At 72.0% G+C, this 15,320-nt stretch carries 10 protein-coding genes; all 10 read left to right on the top strand.

Going from position 1 to position 15,320, the window contains the following annotated elements:
- The first annotated feature begins 39 nt into the window (after positions 1–39).
- The 10 genes from trpB to ACZ6QO_RS06755 all read left to right on the top strand — a co-directional run bounded on the left by trpB (position 40) and on the right by ACZ6QO_RS06755 (position 15,021).
- Positions 40–1,230 (top strand): tryptophan synthase subunit beta, encoded by a 1,191-nt coding sequence (trpB, locus tag ACZ6QO_RS06800; protein WP_465848662.1) that lies wholly within the window; start codon positions 40–42, stop codon positions 1,228–1,230.
- Positions 1,231–1,262: 32 nt separating this feature from the next.
- Entirely contained in the window at positions 1,263–2,057 is a 795-nt protein-coding gene (trpA, locus tag ACZ6QO_RS06795) for a tryptophan synthase subunit alpha (RefSeq protein WP_465848377.1), read from the top strand.
- Positions 2,058–2,493: 436 nt separating this feature from the next.
- Entirely contained in the window at positions 2,494–3,093 is a 600-nt protein-coding gene (locus tag ACZ6QO_RS06790; RefSeq protein WP_465848376.1) for a MauE/DoxX family redox-associated membrane protein, read from the top strand.
- Positions 3,086–3,835, top strand: coding sequence for a DsbA family protein (locus tag ACZ6QO_RS06785; RefSeq protein ID WP_465848374.1), 750 nt, complete (start codon positions 3,086–3,088; stop codon positions 3,833–3,835). The genes ACZ6QO_RS06790 and ACZ6QO_RS06785 overlap by 8 nt, the downstream gene beginning before the upstream one ends.
- Before the next feature lie 26 nt (positions 3,836–3,861).
- The gene (gene lgt / locus ACZ6QO_RS06780) at positions 3,862–5,148 is read left to right on the top strand and encodes a prolipoprotein diacylglyceryl transferase (RefSeq protein ID WP_465848373.1); all 1,287 of its coding nucleotides are present in this window, start codon (positions 3,862–3,864) and stop codon (positions 5,146–5,148) included.
- 70 nt (positions 5,149–5,218) lie between these two features.
- Positions 5,219–6,028 (top strand): hypothetical protein, encoded by an 810-nt coding sequence (locus tag ACZ6QO_RS06775; protein WP_465848372.1) that lies wholly within the window; start codon positions 5,219–5,221, stop codon positions 6,026–6,028.
- Positions 6,029–6,033: 5 nt separating this feature from the next.
- The gene (locus ACZ6QO_RS06770; RefSeq protein WP_465848370.1) at positions 6,034–6,693 is read left to right on the top strand and encodes a hypothetical protein; all 660 of its coding nucleotides are present in this window, start codon (positions 6,034–6,036) and stop codon (positions 6,691–6,693) included.
- Positions 6,694–7,032: 339 nt separating this feature from the next.
- Positions 7,033–11,547: a glutamate synthase large subunit gene (gene gltB, locus ACZ6QO_RS06765; RefSeq protein WP_465848368.1), complete on the top strand. Its 4,515-nt coding sequence runs from the start codon at positions 7,033–7,035 to the stop codon at positions 11,545–11,547.
- 14 nt (positions 11,548–11,561) lie between these two features.
- Positions 11,562–13,046 carry a glutamate synthase subunit beta gene (locus tag ACZ6QO_RS06760; RefSeq protein ID WP_465848367.1) on the top strand — a complete coding sequence of 495 codons (1,485 nt, stop codon included), beginning with the start codon at positions 11,562–11,564 and terminating at the stop codon, positions 13,044–13,046.
- A 220-nt stretch (positions 13,047–13,266) separates the two neighbouring features.
- Positions 13,267–15,021: a S8 family peptidase gene (locus tag ACZ6QO_RS06755; protein ID WP_465848365.1), complete on the top strand. Its 1,755-nt coding sequence runs from the start codon at positions 13,267–13,269 to the stop codon at positions 15,019–15,021.
- Positions 15,022–15,320: the final 299 nt, after the last annotated feature.

Here is a 15,320-nt window from a genome sequence, read left to right as displayed (position 1 = left end):
GGCCCCCTCATCACCGCCGCCGACCTCGCGGGCGGCGGCGTGGCCGGCGACGACCCCGACGCCCAGGGGCGCTTCGGCGTCTTCGGCGGCAGGTTCGTGCCCGAGGCGCTGATCCCCGCCCTGGACGAGGTGGCCAAGGTCTACGCCGACGCCAAGACCGACCCCGAGTTCGTGGCCGAGTTCGACCACCTGCTGCGCACGTACGCGGGCCGGCCGACGGCGGTCACCGAGGTGCGCAGGTTCGGCGAGGTGGCGGGCGGCGCCCGCGTGCTGCTCAAGCGCGAAGACCTCACCCACACCGGCGCCCACAAGATCAACAACGTGCTGGGCCAGGCCCTGCTCACCAAGCGCCTCGGCAAGACCCGCGTCATCGCCGAGACCGGCGCCGGCCAGCACGGCGTCGCCACCGCCACCGCCTGCGCACTGCTCGGCCTCGAATGCGTCATCTACATGGGCGAGGTCGACTGCGAGCGCCAGGCGCTCAACGTCGCCCGCATGAAGCTCCTCGGCGCGCGGGTCGTCCCCGTCGGCAACGGCAGCCGCACCCTCAAGGACGCCATCAACGAGGCGTTCCGCGACTGGGTCACCAACGTCGACAACACGCACTACCTGTTCGGCACGGTCGCCGGCCCCCACCCGTTCCCCGAGATCGTCCGCGACTTCGCGCGCATCATCGGCGTCGAGGCCCGCCGCCAGGTGCTCCAGCTCACCGGCCGCCTGCCCGACGCCGTCGCGGCGGCCGTCGGCGGCGGCTCCAACGCCATCGGCCTGTTCCACGCCTTCCTCGGTGACGAGGGCGTCGCGCTGCACGGCTACGAGGCCGCGGGGCACGGCGTCGAGTCCGGCGAGCACGCCTGCACCCTCACCGAGGGCTCGATCGGCGTGCTGCACGGCGCGCGCACCTACGTCCTGCAGGACGACGAGGGCCAGACCATCGAGTCCCACTCCATCTCGGCCGGCCTCGACTACCCTGGCGTCGGCCCCGAACACGCCTGGCTGAAGGACACCGGCCGCGCCACCTACCACGGCGTCACCGACGACGAGGCGATGGAGGCCTTCTCCACCCTCGCGCGCACCGAGGGCATCATCCCGGCCATCGAGTCGGCGCACGCCCTGGCGGGTACGATCAAGCTCGGCCGCGAGCTCGGCCCCGAGGCGACCATTCTGGTCAACCTCTCCGGACGCGGCGACAAAGACATGGGCACCGCCATGAAGTACTTCAACCTGTAGGCCCCAGACACCTGTGAGCGGGACATCCTGACATGACGACTCTCCAGACGGTGTTCGAGAAGGCGCGGGCCGACAAGCGGGCCGCGCTCGTCGGGTACCTTCCGGCCGGTTTCCCCACCAAGGACGGCGCCATCGCCGCCGCGACCGCCATGGTGGAGGCCGGCTGTGACGTCATCGAGATCGGCCTGCCCTACTCCGACCCGCTGATGGACGGTCCCACCATCCAGGACGCCGTGCACCGCGCCCTCGTCAACGGCACCCGCATCGCCGACGTGATGCGCACCGTCGAGGGCGTGGCCAAGAGCGGCGCCGCCGTGCTGGTCATGACCTACTGGAACCCGATCGACCGCTACGGCGCCGAGCGCTTCGCCCGCGACCTGGCGAACGCCGGCGGCACCGGCACCATCACCCCCGACCTCACCCCCGAGGAGGCGGGCCCCTGGCGCGAGCACAGCGCCAAGGCCGGCATCGACACCGTCTTCCTGGTGGCCCCGAGCTCACCCGACGAGCGCATCCAGGCCGTCGCCGAGTGCTGCACCGGCTTCGTGTACGCCGCCTCGCTCATGGGCGTCACCGGCGCCCGCGAGAGCGTGAGCGGCGCGGCCGAGGGCCTGGTCAAGCGCTGCCGCGCCCAGACCTCGCTGCCCGTCTGCGTGGGTCTCGGCGTCGGCACCGGCGCGCAGGCCGCCGAGGTGGCCTCCTACGCCGACGGCGTCATCGTGGGCTCGGCGTTCATCCGCCGCCTGCTGGACGCCCCCGACGAGGCCACCGGCCTGTCGGCCGTACGCGAGCTCGCGGCCGAGCTCGCCGACGGCGTCCGCGCCTGACCGCCTCGCTCGACTGAGGGCGTCCGGCCGTCTGTGCCCGGCCGTCATCGCCTGGCCGTTGGCGCCCGATCGCCCCCGCCGCGGCGACCGGCGGCCTCGCGTCCGCGCGTGAGACCGGTCTCGTCCTCCCGGCGGGCCGGTCACGTCTCGCGTCCGCCGGGTGTGACCGAGTAAGGGTCTTTCGTCCCGCCGGAAAGGGCCTCGTGTCCGTTTCCCGAGGTCAGTGCGTCTGGAAGTCTTCGTTCGAAGATTGTTTACCGGCCGCTTATCGGCGTCATGATGGGCTGTTCAGCCGGTAGCCTTCGGCAAGGAAGGCGCCGTGCCCCATGCGGCCCCGCCCCCGTCGGCGGGGCGTCCGCGGTGTGACGCGTCCCGAGCCGGTCGGCTCGCGGGGATAAGGAGACGAGATGCTGGTGAGGTCGCGGAGGCGGCGCCGATGAGGTCGCTCAACGCTCATCCGGCGGTACCCTGGGTGACGACGGCCGCGCGGCTGGTGGTCGCCGCCGTGCTGATCGCCGCCGGCTGGCTCAAGATCGGCACGCCGGCGCTGTCGATCCAGGCCGTCGAGGCCTACGAACTGCTGCCGGCGCAGGTCGCCACCGCGGTCGGCTACGGCCTGCCCATCGTCGAGATCGTCGTCGGGGTGCTGCTCGTCGCCGGGCTGCTCACACGTGCGGCGGGCGCGGTGTCCGCGCTGCTCATGCTGGCCTTCGTGGTCGGCATCGCCTCGGCGTGGGCGCGTGGCCTGCGCATCGACTGCGGCTGCTTCGGCGGCGGCGGCAAGCTGGCCGCCGGGCAGAGTCCCTCCTACTTCTGGGAGATCCTCCGGGACGGCGGCCTGTTCCTGCTCGGGGTGTGGATCGTCCGGTTCGCTCCCGGCCGCCTCTCGCTCGACTCCGCTCTCGGCCTGGTCCCGGCGCGGACCGCCCGCGACGGTGACGACCGTGACGACGAGGACGGCGGCGAGAACGACGGGGAGGCCGCGTCATCGACGACGATGACCGGCCCGACACGAAGGGAAGGCTCTGATGGGTAAGGCCGCGCGTGAGGTCTCGGCCCGCGAGCGCATCAAGGCGCAGCGCGAGCAAGAACGCGTCCAAGAACGGCGCAGGCGCGTCGCCACCGTGGTCGCGGTGGTGGTCGTGGTGCTCGCCGTGATCGGCGGGGGCTGGTGGTACGTCCAGGCGGGCAAGTCCGAGACGCTCAGCGGCGCGCTCGCCCCGATCAGCCTGGCGGCCGACGGCTCGACGGTCATGGCCAAGCCCGGCGTCGACAAGCCCGTCCTCGACATCTACGAGGACTTCCAGTGCCCCGCGTGCAAGGCGTTCGAGCAGACCAGCGGGCCGACGCTGAAGAACATGGCGGCGGCCGGCCAGGTCAAGGTCGTCTACCACGTCGTCAACATCTTCGGCCAGGAGCCCACGCTCGGGAACACCACCCGGGCCTCGGCGGCCGCCCGCTGCGTCCCCGGCGGGCAGCAGTGGATGGCCTTCCACGACCGCCTCTACAAGGAGCAGCCCTCCGAGAGCGAGCAGGGCTTCGCCATCGGCGACCTGGTGAAGTGGGGCAAGGAGTCCGGCGTCACCGACCCCGGCTTCGAGCAGTGCGTCACGAGCCAGAAGTACGCCCAGACCCAGGCCGACTACAACAAGAAGATCATCGACTCGAAGGCGTTCGAGGGCACCCCGACCTTGCGGCTGAACGGGCAGGAGATCGACAACAGCGTCGCCTACAGCCCTTCGTCGCTGCGTCAGACCATCCTTGATGCCGCGAAGTAGGCCTGGAACCGGTAACGTCACCTGACATGCCCCTGGCCTCCATTCCCAGCCCGCCAGAAGGGGTCTGGTACCTCGGACCGATCCCTCTGCGCGCCTACGCTTTCTGCATCGTGCTCGGCGTCATCGCCGCCGTCTGGATCGGCGAGCGCCGCTGGCGTGCCCGCGGCGGCGAGCCCGGCACCATCACCGACCTCGCCGTCTGGGCCGTCCCGTTCGGCCTGGTCGGCGGCCGGTTGTATCACGTCATCAGCGACTGGCAGCTCTACTTCGCCGACGACGCCCCGAACCGCCCGATCGACGCGCTGTACATCTGGCACGGCGGCCTCGGCATCTGGGGGGCCGTCGCGCTCGGCGCCGTCGGGGTGTGGATCGCCTGCCGCAGGCGGGGCATCTCGCTGTCGGCGGTCGCCGACGCGGTGGCGCCGGGCATCGCGGTGGCCCAGGCCATCGGCCGCTGGGGCAATTACTTCAACCAGGAGCTGTTCGGCGGGCCCACCGACCTGCCCTGGGGGCTTGAGATCGACCCGGGGCGCCCGGGCACGATCCCGGGCGTGTCGACCTACCACCCCACCTTCCTGTACGAGTCGCTGTGGGATCTCGCGCTCGCCGGGGTGCTGGTGTGGCTGGGGTCGCGGTACGCGCTGCGCCACGCCCGGCTGTTCGCCGTGTACGTCGCCGGCTACACCCTGGGCCGCTTCTGGATCGAGGGCATGCGGGTCGACCCCGCCCACAACATTCTCGGCCTGCGGCTGAACCAGTGGACCTCCATCGTCATCTTCCTGGGCGCGCTGCTGTACCTGTACCTGACCAGGAACAGGACCACCGAAGAGATCGTCGCCCCCCTCCACGGGGCCGGTGCCGACCCCGCGCACGACGCCGCGCAGGCCGACGAGCACGAGATCGCCGCCGCCTCCGCCGGCGCTGACGCCGCGGCCGGCGGCGAGGACGACGCGGGGGACGGCGCGCCCGCGTCCGCGGACGAGAGCGCGCGCCCTGAGACGACCGCCGGTGCGACCGCCACCGACGCCGCCGCAGCGCCCGACTCCGCCGCCGAGGGCGCCTCCGAGGAGGCCGGCGCCGGCAAGCAGACCGGTGCTCTCGACGACACCGGCGCGGCGGACGCGATCGGCGCGGCCGACGAGACCGGCGCGGCCAAGGACGCCGGTGCCGCCAAGGAGGCCGGCGCCTCCGAGGCCGCCGGCGCGTCCGAGGGCAACGCGTCTGAGGGCGCGGGCGAGGGCAAGAGCGACGGTGCGGACGACAGCGGGCCGGCGGCCCAGGCCGCGCCCGCCTCGGAGGCGAATTCACGATGACCCATGGCGGCCTCTCGGGGGGGCACGCCGAGACGGAGCCCGGTCGCGGTCCGGCGGGCGCGGGCGTCCCGTGAGCGCGCGCAGCAAGCGGCGCCGCGCCTCGTTCGAGGTGGACGCGCTGTCCGAGCGCGGCCTGACCCAGCGGCAGCAGCGCCTGCTGTTCGGCGCCGGCACGGTGCTGGCGGTGCTGGTCGGCGGCTTCGGCCTCACCGCCGCCGTCAGCTCCCTCGGCGTCTCAGATCCGCCCGCCGAGGTGGGCTCCGCCGTCGACCAGGTCGGGCTGCTCAGCCCGTCGGACTACCAGGCGTGGCCCTCGCCCAAGCTGTTCGCGCCCATCGGCGACCGCAAGGCCGACCAGGCTCCGCTGCGCGCCGAGGAGGTCTTCTCCATCAAGACCGTCCGCAGCGGCAAGCTGACGCTCAAGCTCGTCGCCCGGCGCCTGGACGCCGCCTGCGCGCCCGCGGTGTGGGGCGGCAGCGTGCTGGCCGAGCTGGGCGAGACCGGCTGCAACCAGGCGGTCCGGGGGCTGTACCTCAGCTCCGACCGCCGGTACGTCGCCCAGTACACCCTGTTCAACATGGCCAGCGCCGCCGCGGCCGACGGCTTCGTCCAGCGGATGTCCACCCTGTACCGGGGCGGCGGGTGGGTGCGCCCGCTGGAGTCCAAGGCGGCCGCGTTCCCGCAGGACGGTTACTCCGAGGCCAGCGGCCAGGTGATGGGGCACTACGCCGGGCTGGTGTGGGTCGGGCGGGCCGACGGCCAGGAGGCCACGCCCAAGGACGACTTCGTCTCGCTGGCCCTGGGCGCCCGGGCGGCCGAGAAGGCCGTCTACCGCCGCGTCGTCTCCGTCGCCGGGCCGGCCGCGCCGCCGGCCGGATGAGCCGCGTGACCATGTTGGGCCGTAGGTGGATCGCCCTGGCGGTCGTCGGCGTGCTGGCCGGGGCGGGGGCCGTCGTGTTCTTCGTCACGCGGCCCGAGACGGGGCAGGCGCCGGGCAAGGTCCGCGCCGAGCACACCTCGGCGCTGTACGCGCCCATCGCCGGCCGCCGCGAAGACCCGCGCCCGCTGAGCGAGGCCGAGGTGTTCGGTCAGGACGCCGCCGCCCTGCCGGCCTCCGGGACGACCATGCGGCGCCGCCAGGTCACGGTGTCGGCCGACTGCTCGCAGGCGCTGTGGGGCGACGGCCCCGTCGCCGCCGCGGCCGGGTGCGCCCAGGTGGTGCGGGCCAGCTTCGCCGATGCCGACGGCGGCGTGTCCGGCCAGTACGCCGTGTTCGACATGCCCGACGGCGCCGCGGCCGACAGGCTGGTGGACGCGCTCGGCGCCCGTCCGGCCGAGGGGTTCCTGCGGCTCGCGCCCGGCCAGCCGGCGTCGTTCGACGCCCGCCGCAGCAGAGCCGAGGTGCGGGCGCTCGGGCACTTCGTCGTGGTCAACTGGGTGGGCCCGGCGAGCGAGACGGGCCGCGCCGACGTGACACTGCACCAGGTGGCTCTGGAGGCTCTGGGCGGTTTCGTGCAGCGCCGCGTGCTCGACGCGAGCGGCTGACCGAGGCCGGCGGTCCGACGACCCGTACAGGCGTGGTATAAGGGATATGCCGCATGGGCACTTTTGACCCTTTCCTGACCGGCTACAGAACACTTACCGGGGTCCTCACCAGGAATAACGCCTGATTTACCGTCGTTCATCAGCTGCGGCCAGGGACGTACGGCAGCGGGCACATCGACGTGACCCCATATGGTGAATGTTCGCGATCCCCACCTGGCGGGCACTATTCCGGCAGGGTGCGGTAGTCTCTACACACCTAACAGCAGCAGGGCCAACGTCGTCCCTCTTGCCTGCAATCGCCAATCAGACGAAGCAGACGAAGACGACGGGAGGGATTCAATGCCTGCTGCCCACCTCGGGTTCCCCGAGCCCCAGGGCCTCTATCACCCCTCGCAGGAGCACGACGCCTGTGGTGTGGCGATGGTCGCGGACGTCGCCGGGCGCCGAAGCCATGACATCGTCGCCAAGGCCCTGACGGCACTCTGCAACCTGGACCACCGAGGGGCCAAGGGTAGCGAACCCGACACCGGTGACGGCGCCGGCATCCTCACGCAGATGCCGGACGCGTTCTTCCGCGACACGGTGGACTTCCCCCTTCCCTCCGCCGGTTCCTACGCCGCCGGCGTCGCGTTCCTCCCGATCGACGAGCAGGCCCGCGCGACGGGCGTGCGGATGATCGAAGAGATCGCCGCCGAGGAGGGCCTGACCGTCCTCGGCTGGCGCGAGGTCCCCATCGACGTCGCCCACGCCGGTCCGAGCGCCCGCGCCGTCATGCCGGCGTTCTGGCAGCTGTTCGTGTCCTCGCCGAACGGCGAGACCGGCCTGGAGCTCGACCGCCTGGCCTTCTGCCTGCGCAAGCGGGCCGAGCACGAGGTGGACGTCTACTTCCCCTCGCTGTCCTCGCGCACCATCGTCTACAAGGGCATGCTGACCACCCCGCAGCTGGAGCCCTTCTTCCCCGACCTCTCCGACGAGAGGTACGCGACCGCGATCGCCCTGGTCCACTCGCGGTTCTCGACCAACACGTTCCCGTCGTGGCCGCTGGCGCACCCCTACCGGTACGTCGCCCACAACGGTGAGATCAACACCGTCAAGGGCAACCGCAACTGGATGCGGGCCCGCGAGGCGATGCTGGCGACCGACCTGATCCCCGGCGACCTGGCGCGGCTCTTCCCGATCTGCGACCCCGACGGCTCCGACACCGCCTCGTTCGACGAGTGCCTGGAACTGCTCCACCTGGGCGGCAGGAGCCTGCCGCACGCCGTGCTGATGATGATCCCCGAGGCGTGGGAGAACCACACCGAGATGGACGCGGCGCGGCGCGCCTTCTACGAGTACCACTCCACCTCCATGGAGGCCTGGGACGGCCCCGCGTCGATCACCTTCAGCGACGGCACGCTGGTCGGGGCGGTCCTCGACCGCAACGGCCTGCGTCCTGGCCGCTTCTGGGTCACCGACGACGGCCTGGTCGTGCTCGCCTCCGAGGCGGGCGTGCTCGACATCGAGCCGTCCAGGGTCGTCCGCAAGGGCCGCCTCCAGCCGGGCAAGATGTTCCTGGTCGACACCTCGCTCGGCAAGATCATCGAAGACGACGAGATCAAGGCCGAGCTGGCCGCCGCCCACCCGTACGGCGACTGGCTGCACGCCGGGCTCATCCGCTTCGAGGAGCTGCCCGCCCGCCAGCGCCCGATCGTCACCCATGAGGCCCTGGTGAAGCGCCAGCAGACCTTCGGCTACACCGAGGAGGAGCTGCGCGTCATCCTGGCCCCGATGGCCAAGGCGGGCGCCGAGCCGATCGGCTCCATGGGCACCGACAGCCCCGTCGCCGTGCTCAGCGAGAAGCCCCGGCTGCTGTTCGACTACTTCAGCCAGCTGTTCGCCCAGGTCACCAACCCGCCGCTGGACGCCATCCGCGAAGAGCTGGTCACCTCGCTGCAGACCACCATCGGCCCCGAGGGCAACCTCCTCGCGCCGGACCCCGCGTCCTGCCGCCGGCTCGTCCTGCCCTACCCGGTGATCGACAACGACGAGCTCGCCAAGATCATCCACATCAACGACGAGGGCGCGCTGCCCGGCTTCCAGCCGCACATCGTCTCCGGCCTGTTCGAGGTCGCCGGCGGCGGCGAGGCGCTGCTGCACCGCCTTGAGGAGATCTGCGCCGAGGTGTCGCAGGCCATCGCGGACGGCGCGCGCATCATCGTGCTGTCCGACCGCGGCTCCGACGGCCGCCTGGCGCCGATCCCGTCGCTGATGCTCACCGGCGCGGTGCACCACCACCTGATCCACGAGAAGTCGCGCACCCGCGTCGGCCTGGTCATCGAGACCGGCGAGGCCCGCGAGTGCCACCACATGGCGCTGCTCATCGGGTACGGCGCCTCGGCCGTCAACCCCTACCTGGCGATCGAGACCATCGAGGACCTGGTCGCCTCCGGGGCGCTCGCCCTCGACCCGCGCGCCGCGGTGCGCAACCTGATCAAGGCTTACGGCAAGGGCGTCCTGAAGATCATGTCCAAGATGGGCGTGTCGACGGTCGCCTCCTACACCGGCGCGCAGATCTTCGAGGCGCTCGGGCTTGGCCAGGAGGTCATCGACGCCTGCTTCGCGGGCACCACCTCCCGGCTGGGCGGCGTCGGCTTCGACGTGCTCGCCAAGGAGGCCGCCCTGCGCCACCGCCGGGCCTACCCGCGCGCCGAGAACCCCCACCGCCGCCTGGAGGTCGGCGGCGAGTACCAGTGGCGCCGCGAGGGCGAGCCGCACCTGTTCAGCCCCGAGACGGTCTTCCGGCTCCAGCACGCCACCCGCACCCGCCGGTACGAGATCTTCAAGCAGTACACCGAGCTGGTCGACACCCAGGCCGAGAAGCTCATGACCCTGCGCGGCCTGTTCAAGCTGCGCGAGGGCGTGCGCCCGCCGGTGCCGATCGAGGAGGTCGAGCCGGTCTCCGAGATCGTCAAGCGGTTCTCCACCGGCGCGATGTCCTACGGGTCGATCTCCAAGGAGGCCCACGAGACCATCGCCATCGCGATGAACCGGCTGGGCGCCAAGTCCAACACCGGCGAGGGCGGCGAGGATCCCGACCGGCTGTACGACGCGACGCGCCGCAGCGCCATCAAGCAGGTGGCCTCCGGCCGGTTCGGCGTGACCAGCGAATACCTGGTCAACGCCGACGACCTGCAGATCAAGATGGCCCAGGGCGCCAAGCCCGGCGAGGGCGGCCAGCTGCCCGGCCACAAGGTGTACCCGTGGATCGCCAAGACCCGGCACTCCACCCCCGGCGTCGGCCTGATCTCCCCGCCGCCGCACCACGACATCTACTCCATCGAGGACCTGGCCCAGCTCATCCACGACCTCAAGAACAGCAACCCCCAGGCGCGCGTCCACGTGAAGCTCGTCGCGGAGGTCGGGGTCGGCACGGTGGCCGCCGGGGTCAGCAAGGCGCACGCCGACGTGGTGCTCATCTCCGGCCACGACGGCGGCACCGGCGCCTCGCCGCTCACCTCGATCAAGCACGCCGGCGCCCCCTGGGAGCTCGGCCTGGCCGAGACCCAGCAGACGCTGCTGCTCAACGGCCTTCGCGACCGCATCGTCGTGCAGGCCGACGGCCAGCTCAAGACCGGCCGCGACGTGGTGGTCGCCGCGCTGCTCGGCGCCGAGGAGTTCGGGTTCGCCACCGCGCCGCTGGTGGTCTCGGGCTGCGTCATGATGCGCGTCTGCCACCTGGACACCTGCCCGGTCGGCGTCGCCACGCAGAACCCCGAGCTGCGCAAGCGGTTCGCCGGCAAGCCCGAGTTCGTCGTCAACTTCTTCGAGTTCGTCGCCGAGGAGGTCCGCGAGTACCTCGCCGCGCTCGGCTTCCGCTCGATCGACGAGGCCGTCGGCCACGCCGAGATGCTCGACACCACGGCCGCCGAGGACCACTGGAAGGCCGCCGGCCTGGACCTCTCGCCGATCCTGCACGTGCCCTCCCTGCCGGAGGGCACGCCGCTGCGGCGCGTGGTCGCGCAGGACCACGGGCTGGACAAGGCGCTGGACAACACGCTGATCCAGCTCGCCGAGGGCGCCCTGCAGTACGGCGAGCGGGTGACGCTCGAACTGCCCATCCGCAACGTCAACCGCACGGTCGGCACCATGCTCGGCAACCAGGTGACCAAGCGGCACGGCGGCGCCGGGCTGCCCGACAACACCATCGACGTGAGCTTCACCGGCTCGGCGGGCAACTCCTTCGGGGCGTTCGTGCCCCGGGGCGTCACGCTGCGGCTCATCGGCGACGCCAACGACTACCTGGCCAAGGGCCTGTCGGGCGGCAGGGTGACGGTGCGGCCGCATCCCGACGCGCTGTTCAGCGCCGAGACGCAGGTCGTCGCCGGCAACGTCGGCCTGTACGGCGCGACCTCCGGCGAGGTGTTCATCAGCGGCGTCGTCGGCGAGCGGTTCTGCGTGCGCAACTCCGGCGCCACGGCGGTCGTGGAGGGCGTGGGCGACCACGGCTGCGAGTACATGACCGGCGGCCGCGCGGTCGTGCTCGGCCCGACCGGGCGCAACTTCGCGGCGGGCATGTCCGGCGGCATCGCCTTCGTGCTCGACCTCGACCAGGCTCGGGTCAACCGCGAGATGGTCGCCATCGAGGAGCTCACCGAGGAGGACTCCGAGTTCCTGCGCGACATCGTCGAACGCCATCTCGCCGAGACCGGCTCGACGGTCGCCAAGACGCTGCTGGACGACTGGGACGGCACGCTCACCCGCTTCGGAAAGATCATGCCCGTCGACTACAAGCGGGTCCTGCGGGCCCAGGCGGACGCGCGCGCCGAGGGCAGGGACATCGACCAGGCGGTCATGGCCGCCGTTCAGGGTTAAGGGAGGTTTCACCGATGGCCGACCCCAAGGGGTTTCTGACGCACGACCGTGAGCTGCCGGCGCGCCGCCCGGTCGAGGTCCGCATCCGCGACTGGCGGGAGGTCTACGAGGACTTCCCCAAGCCCGCCCTCACCAAGCAGGCCACCCGCTGCATGGACTGCGGCATCCCGTTCTGCCACAACGGCTGCCCGCTCGGCAACCTCATCCCCGAGTGGAACGACCTGGTCTACCGGGACGACTGGCGCGAGGCGATCGAGCGGCTGCACGCCACCAACAACTTCCCCGAGTTCACCGGCCGCCTGTGCCCGGCTCCGTGCGAGTCGGCGTGCGTCCTCGGCATCAACTCCGACCCGGTGGCCATCAAGAGGGTCGAGGTCGAGATCATCGACCGCGCCTTCGACGAGGGCTGGGTGACCCCGCAGCCGCCGTCGGCCAAGACGGGCAAGCGCGTCGCCGTCGTGGGCTCGGGGCCCGCGGGGCTCGCCGCCGCCCAGCAGCTCACCCGCGCCGGTCACGACGTGGTGGTCTTCGAGCGCGCCGACCGCGTCGGCGGCCTGCTGCGCTACGGCATCCCCGAGTTCAAGATGGAGAAGCGGCACGTCGACCGGCGCCTGGCGCAGATGCGCGCCGAGGGCACCGAGTTCCGCGTCGGCGTCAACGTCGGGGCCGACATCACGGTCGAGCGGCTCCGCGAGGAGTTCGACGCCATCGTGCTGGCCGGCGGCGCCACCGCCTGGCGCGACCTGCCGGTGGCCGGCCGCGAGCACGATGGCGTCTACCAGGCCATGGAGTACCTTCCGCTGTCCAACAAGGTGCAGGAGGGCGACTTCCCGGTCTCCCCGGTGTCGGCAGAGGGCAAGCACGTCGTGGTGATCGGCGGCGGCGACACCGGCGCCGACTGCATCGGCACGGCGGTGCGCCAGGGCGCGCTCTCGGTGACCCAGCTTGAGATCATGCCGAGGCCGCCGGCGGCCCGGCCCGGCTCCCAGCCGTGGCCGACGTACCCGATGCTGTTCAAGATGGAGAGCGCCCACGAGGAGCTCGAGGCCGGGGACGGCGCGCGGGTGTACGCCGTTTCGACCACCGAGTTCGTCGCCGACGAGCAGGGCCGGGTGAAGGCCCTGCGGCTGGTGGACGTCGAGGGTCCCGCGGCCGGGTTCAAGCCGATCCCCGGCACCGAGCGCGAGATCCCCGCCGAGCTGGTCACGCTGGCGATGGGCTTCGTCGGCCCCGAGAAGGGCGCGCTGCTCACCGACCTCGCGGCGCTGTCGGCCGACCCGGGCACGTTCTTCGACGCCCGGGGCAACGTCGCACGCGACAAGTCGTACATGTCGGGTGTGGAGGGCGTCTTCGTCGCCGGCGACATGGGCCGGGGGCAGTCGCTCATCGTGTGGGCGATCGCGGAGGGCCGCTCTGCGGCCGCCGCGGCCGACCGCTACCTGACCGGCCAGACCGCCCTGCCCGTGGCGATCCCGCCGACGGCCCGGCCGCTGGTGTGACCGCCTGAAGGATGGCGAGGAAGGACGGCCTGGAAGGACGGCGCCTCCATCACGGGGCGCCGTCCTTTTTGTGGTAATACGGTCATCCCATACAGTTTTAATAGCTATAAATGCATGTAACGGATCGAATGCCGGAGTATATGACCGCGACTTGCTTTGGTGCTCGATCCCCTGAAAGATGTCGCCTCGTTGTAAGACAGGCATGAGGGGAAGGTCGATCGTGCGGGGGTACAAACGCCTGGCAGGCGCCGCCGTCTCGCTCGCCGTGGCGGGCGCGCTCGCCGGGGCTTCGCTCGCGACGGGCGCCGGGCCGGTGGGCGCCGTGCCCCCGGCGGCGGGCAAGGGCGAATATCTGGTCTTCTACGGCGCCGGCCGGCAGGCCGAGGCGCTGCGCGCGATCGGCGAGCGCGGGGGCGCCGCCGCGGCCGTCGAGGCCAAGCTCGGCTACATCGTCGCCCGCGGCCCCGGCGCGAGCTTCGCCGAGGCCGTCGGCGCGAGCCCGGCCGTCGTGGGCGTGACCGACAACCGCCGCATCGGCTCGGCCACCGCCCTGCCCGCAGGCGCCGGCCCCGCGACCGCGCCGCTGTCGCTCCCGGTGTCCTCCGCGCCGACCGCGGCCGCCTCCGCCGAGGGGAGGTCCGCCGCGTCCGCCAAGGCCGCCGCGTCCGCCGCGGCCGCGGGCTCCTCGGCCGCCGCCCGGGGCGGCGAGCCGCTGTCCGGCCGCCAGTGGGACATGAGGATGATCGGCGCCACGCCCACCGGCTCCTACGCCAAGAACCGCGGCAGCAAGAAGGTCCTGGTCGGCATCATCGACACCGGCGTGGACGGCAGGCACCCCGACATCGCCGCGAACTTCAACCGGGCGCTCAGCCGCAACTTCGTGACCGACCGGCCCAAGGACTCCAACGGCAAGAAGCTCGACGGGCCGTGCGAGTACAAGGGCTGCAAGGACCCCGTCGACGTCGACGACGACGGGCACGGCACCCACGTCGCCAGCACCATCGGCTCGCCGATCAACGGCATCGGCATCGCCGGCGTCGCCCCCGACGTGTCGCTGGTCAACATCCGCGCCGGCAACGACTCGGGGTTCTTCTTCCTCAAGCCGGTCCTCGACGCGCTCACCTACGCCGGCGACGCGGGCATCGACGTGGTCAACATGAGCTTCTTCGTCGACCCCTGGACCTTCAACTGCGCGCACAACCCTGCGGACTCCAAGGCCGACCAGCTCCAGCAGGCCGGCATCATCACCGGCGTGCAGCGCGCGCTCGACTACGCCCGCGCCCGCGGCGTCACGCTCATCAGCGCGCTCGGCAACGGCTCCACCGACCTCGGCGCCCCCGCCGTCGACAAGGAGAGCCCCGGCTACCCGCTCGGCAAGGAGCGCGAGCGCAAGATCGACAACTCGTGCCTCAACGTTCCCGCCGAGTCGCGCGGCGTCATCTCGGTCTCGGCCGTCGGGCCCAGCAAGCGCAAGGCCTGGTACTCCGACTACGGCATCGAGCAGACCGACCTGTCGGCCCCCGGCGGCGACCCCTCCGACGCCGGCACCTCGCTGAAGGGCACGAGCAGGGAGATCCTCGCCGCCGCCCCGACGCGCGTGCTGCGCGAGCAGAAGCTCATCAACAAGGCCGGCAAGCCCGTCACCTCCTCGGTGGTGCGCGAATGCCACCACGGGAGCTGCTCGTACTACCAGTACCTCTCCGGCACCTCCATGGCCTCACCGCACGCCGCCGGCGTCGCGGCCATCCTCATCGCCCGCTTCGGCAAGCCGGGCAGGGGCGGGCTGACGCTGTCCCCGTCCAGGGTCGAGCGGCTGCTGTACGCCACGGCGACCCCGGTGGGCTGCCCGGCCTCCGGCTCGACCACCTACTCGGTGAGCGAGGAGACCCACGCCTGCGCGGGCTCGGCCGCCAAGAACGGCTTCTACGGGCACGGCCTGGTCAACGCCTACCGGGCGGCCACCGCCAAGGGCTGAGAGCGCCTGTGACGGCCCCGTGGGGCGGCCCCGTGGAAACGGGGGCCGCGCACCTCCGCGGGGCCGTCCGCGCGCATACCGCCCCCGCGCACACCGCGCTGCAACTATCCTTGCCAGAGCACGGGAAGACCAACACAGGCCTCGCGCGCTTTCGCGCCGGTCGCGGCCCTCGCCCGGGAGCACCGGGCCCGCCTGCGGCGACATGGCGACGCGCACCTGATGGCAAGGCTCATGTCACCCGAATTTCTCCGGGCGCTGCGAGCTTCGTCATCATCGAGTGGTCTGTACCAATTAGGGTA

The organism is Sphaerisporangium sp. NPDC049457 (assembly GCF_055586705.1).
Note: the sequence above shows the minus strand (reverse complement) of the source record. Positions and strands in the feature narration are given on the sequence as shown.

Bases quoted from the DNA above. Each gene is read 5' to 3' on its own strand.
- trpA (WP_465848377.1), top strand. From the start codon at position 1,263: ATGACGACTCTCCAGACGGTGTTCGAGAAGGCGCGGGCCGACAAGCGG.
- ACZ6QO_RS06790 (WP_465848376.1), top strand. From the start codon at position 2,494: ATGAGGTCGCTCAACGCTCATCCGGCGGTACCCTGGGTGACGACGGCC.
- ACZ6QO_RS06785 (WP_465848374.1), top strand. From the start codon at position 3,086: ATGGGTAAGGCCGCGCGTGAGGTCTCGGCCCGCGAGCGCATCAAGGCG.
- lgt (WP_465848373.1), top strand. From the start codon at position 3,862: ATGCCCCTGGCCTCCATTCCCAGCCCGCCAGAAGGGGTCTGGTACCTC.
- gltB (WP_465848368.1), top strand. From the start codon at position 7,033: ATGCCTGCTGCCCACCTCGGGTTCCCCGAGCCCCAGGGCCTCTATCAC.
- ACZ6QO_RS06760 (WP_465848367.1), top strand. From the start codon at position 11,562: ATGGCCGACCCCAAGGGGTTTCTGACGCACGACCGTGAGCTGCCGGCG.